This is a genomic window from Bradyrhizobium jicamae (genome assembly GCF_018130695.1).
GTDB classification, from domain to species: domain Bacteria; phylum Pseudomonadota; class Alphaproteobacteria; order Rhizobiales; family Xanthobacteraceae; genus Bradyrhizobium; species Bradyrhizobium jicamae_B.
The window spans coordinates 1-2,808 of record NZ_JAFCJX010000063.1 but is presented as its reverse complement, the minus strand read 5'-3'; the positions used below and the strand labels follow the sequence as shown (position 1 = coordinate 2,808).

At 62.9% G+C, this 2,808-nt stretch carries 4 protein-coding genes; all 4 read left to right on the top strand.

Going from position 1 to position 2,808, the window contains the following annotated elements:
• Positions 1–87 precede the first annotated feature (87 nt).
• The 4 genes from tnpA to JQ604_RS41335 all read left to right on the top strand — a co-directional run bounded on the left by tnpA (position 88) and on the right by JQ604_RS41335 (position 2,782).
• Positions 88–483 carry an IS66-like element accessory protein TnpA gene (gene tnpA, locus JQ604_RS42275; RefSeq protein WP_212366524.1) on the top strand — a complete coding sequence of 132 codons (396 nt, stop codon included), beginning with the start codon at positions 88–90 and terminating at the stop codon, positions 481–483.
• Positions 480–827 carry an IS66 family insertion sequence element accessory protein TnpB gene (gene tnpB / locus JQ604_RS41345; protein ID WP_157348914.1) on the top strand — a complete coding sequence of 116 codons (348 nt, stop codon included), beginning with the start codon at positions 480–482 and terminating at the stop codon, positions 825–827. Before tnpA ends, tnpB begins: the two co-directional genes overlap by 4 nt.
• 69 nt (positions 828–896) lie before the next feature.
• The gene (tnpC, locus tag JQ604_RS41340) at positions 897–2,546 is read left to right on the top strand and encodes an IS66 family transposase (RefSeq protein ID WP_212366523.1); all 1,650 of its coding nucleotides are present in this window, start codon (positions 897–899) and stop codon (positions 2,544–2,546) included.
• Positions 2,543–2,782, top strand: coding sequence for a hypothetical protein (locus JQ604_RS41335; protein WP_212366522.1), 240 nt, complete (start codon positions 2,543–2,545; stop codon positions 2,780–2,782). The genes tnpC and JQ604_RS41335 overlap by 4 nt, the downstream gene beginning before the upstream one ends.
• Positions 2,783–2,808: the final 26 nt, after the last annotated feature.

The window sequence follows — 2,808 nt, the reverse complement described above, 5'->3', positions numbered from 1 at the left end:
GTATCCCTCCGGCGTCGGCCGCCTTGTGTAGTTTGAGAGGCGGCCCGAGGATTTGACCTTAAGTCTAGCTTTAAGGTCACGTGGCGAATGCAGGTCAATGTGTTGGGCGCCGAGCGTCGGCGGCGATGGAGTTACGACGAGAAGGTTCGTCTTGTCGAAGAGACCTTGCAGGCTGGCGAGACGGTCTGCGGCGTGGCACGCCGGCACGGGGTGGCTCACGGTCTGCTGTTCACCTGGCGTCGACAAGCGCGTCAGGGGCGACTGAGCGGAGATTCCGTGCCAGCTCTCGTTCCGGTCGAGATCACGCCGGTGGCGGCTCCGATCTCAAGCGACGCGCCACAACCGACGTCTTCCCCGCCTGTGCAGCGTGCAAGGGCTGGAATCATCGAGATCGAGCTTGGCGGCGGCTGTCGCGTTCGCGTTGACCGTGACGTGGACGTTGAGGCGCTGCAGCGAGTTCTTGAGCTGCTGCGGCGACGATGATCCCGATTCCGAGCGGCGTCAGGGTCTGGATCGCTACTGGCCACACCGACATGCGTCGCGGCATGCGAAGCTTGGCTCTTACGGTTCAGGAGATTCTAAAGCGCGATCCGCACGCGGGCGATCTCTACATCTTCCGGGGCCGCCGCGGCGATCTGGTCAAGATCCTCTGGCATGACGGATTAGGCATGTCGCTCTACGCCAAGCGTCTGGATCGCGGCAAGTTCATCTGGCCGTCGGCGTCGGCCGGCGCGGTGTCGATCTCTGCGGCGCAGATGGCTTACATGCTCGAGGGCATCGATTGGAGGAATCCGCAACTGAGCTGGCGGCCGCAGAGCGCGGGCTGAGCGAAGAAACTACGGATGCAGGCATTTTGGGGAGTCCCAACGCATCCAACTTGTGATTCACTGCGTCGCATGGATGATGATCGCGACGCTGTTCCGAATGACGTTGCCGCCCTGAGAGAGGCGCTGGCGGTCGAGCGCGCGAAGGGTTTGGAGATCGCCGCCGAGCTCGCGGTTGCCCGCGCGAAAGCGTCGGAAGACGAAGCGCTGATCGCCCAGCAGCAGTTGCAGATCGCCAAGCTGAAGCATCAGATCTATGGGCAACGGTCGGAGCGTTCGGCGCGGCTGATCGAGCAGTTGGCGCTGACGTTCGAAGAGCTGGAAGCCGACGCCACCGAGGACGAGCTTGCGGCGGAACGAGCCGTGGCGAAGACGACGACGGTGCGCGGATTTACACGTAAGCGCGCTGAGCGCCAGACCTTCCCTGAGCACCTTCCCCGGGAGCGGGTGGTGATCGAAGGACCTACGGCTTGTGAATGCTGCGGCAGCAATCGCCTTCGCAAGCTCGGCGAGGACGTGACGCGCACGCTGGAAGTAGTGCCGCGCCAGTGGAAGGTGATCGAGACGGTCCGGGAGAAGTTCTCCTGCCGCGATTGCGAGAAAATCAGCCAGCAGCCGGCGCCATTCCATGCCGTCGCACGGGGATGGGCCGGCCCGAGCCTCCTGGCCATGATCATGTTCGAGAAGTTCGGCCAGCATCAGCCCTTGAACCGCCAGGCCGAGCGCTATGCCCTCGAAGGGGTGCCGATCGCGCTGTCGACCATGGCAGATGCCGTGGGGTCGGTCTGTGCGTCGCTGGATCCCCTGCTGCGCCTGCTGGAAGCCCATGTCATGGCAGCCGAGCGCCTTCATGCTGACGATACGACCGTGCCGGTCCTGGCCAAGGGCAAGACCGACACAGGACGATGCTGGATCTACGTTCGGGACGACCGGCCGTTTGGGGGCGCGGGCCCACCAGCAGCGATGTTCTACTACTCACGCGACCGCAAGGGCGAGCATCCGCAGGGGCATCTGGCCCGGTATGCCGGCATCCTGCAGGCCGACGCCTATGACGGGTACAAACAGCTCTATCTGGCCGGGCGCCAGCCCGGACCAATCCGGGAAGCTGCCTGCTGGTCGCATGGGAGGCGCCCATTCTTTGCCATGGCCGACATCGAAGAGAATGCGCGGCGCAAGGGTGCCGGTAAGAAGGAAATCCCGCTCTCTCCGATTGCGATCGAGGTTGTGCGGCGGATCGATGCGCTGTTCGAGATCGAACGCTCCATCAATGGCAGGAGTCCCGAAGGGCGTCTGGAGGTGCGACAGACGCTGAGCCGGCCTCTGGTCGAGGACCTTCAGATCTACATGCGCGAACAGCTCGCTAAACTGTCTCGTGGTCACGATCTGGCCAAGGCGATCAACTACATCCTGAAGCGCTGGGCGAGCTTCACGCTGTTCCTGGAGGACGGACGTGTGTGTCTCTCCAACAATGCCGCCGAACGGAGCTTGCGAGGCATCGCTCTTGGACGAAAGTCCTGGCTGTTCTGCGGATCTGATCGCGGAGGGCGGCGCGCCGCAGCTATGTACAGCCTTATCGTCACGGCGAAAATGAACGGCATCGACCCGCAGGCCTGGCTCACCGATATCCTCGCCCGCATCGCCGCCCATCCGGCTCATCAGCTGGACGAACTTCTGCCCTGGAATTGGGCGCCGGCATCAGCCTTCTCCGCTCGAGCGGCATGACCACGCACGTTAACAAGGTCCATCACGTCACCACCATCACACAGGTCGCCAAGGACCTCGGCGAAGACGAAGATTGGTTGTGGGACATCGCCACCGAAATGCAGATCGAGGACGGCGTCATCTGGGTCTACGGTGTCGGAGAAGACGGCGTCATGGCGTTCACCGACTTCGGAATCGAAAACCTCATCGAGCTGATCAGCTTCTACAAAGAGAACCCTGGACTGCTCAAGCGGTAACCCTGCGGCCTACGCCGAATGGATAC

What these genes read in the sequence shown, in the direction of transcription:
- tnpA (WP_212366524.1), top strand. Translation starts at nt 88, where the DNA reads ATGCAGGTCAATGTGTTGGGCGCCGAGCGTCGGCGGCGATGGAGTTAC.
- tnpB (WP_157348914.1), top strand. Translation starts at nt 480, where the DNA reads ATGATCCCGATTCCGAGCGGCGTCAGGGTCTGGATCGCTACTGGCCAC.
- tnpC (WP_212366523.1), top strand. Translation starts at nt 897, where the DNA reads ATGGATGATGATCGCGACGCTGTTCCGAATGACGTTGCCGCCCTGAGA.
- JQ604_RS41335 (WP_212366522.1), top strand. Translation starts at nt 2,543, where the DNA reads ATGACCACGCACGTTAACAAGGTCCATCACGTCACCACCATCACACAG.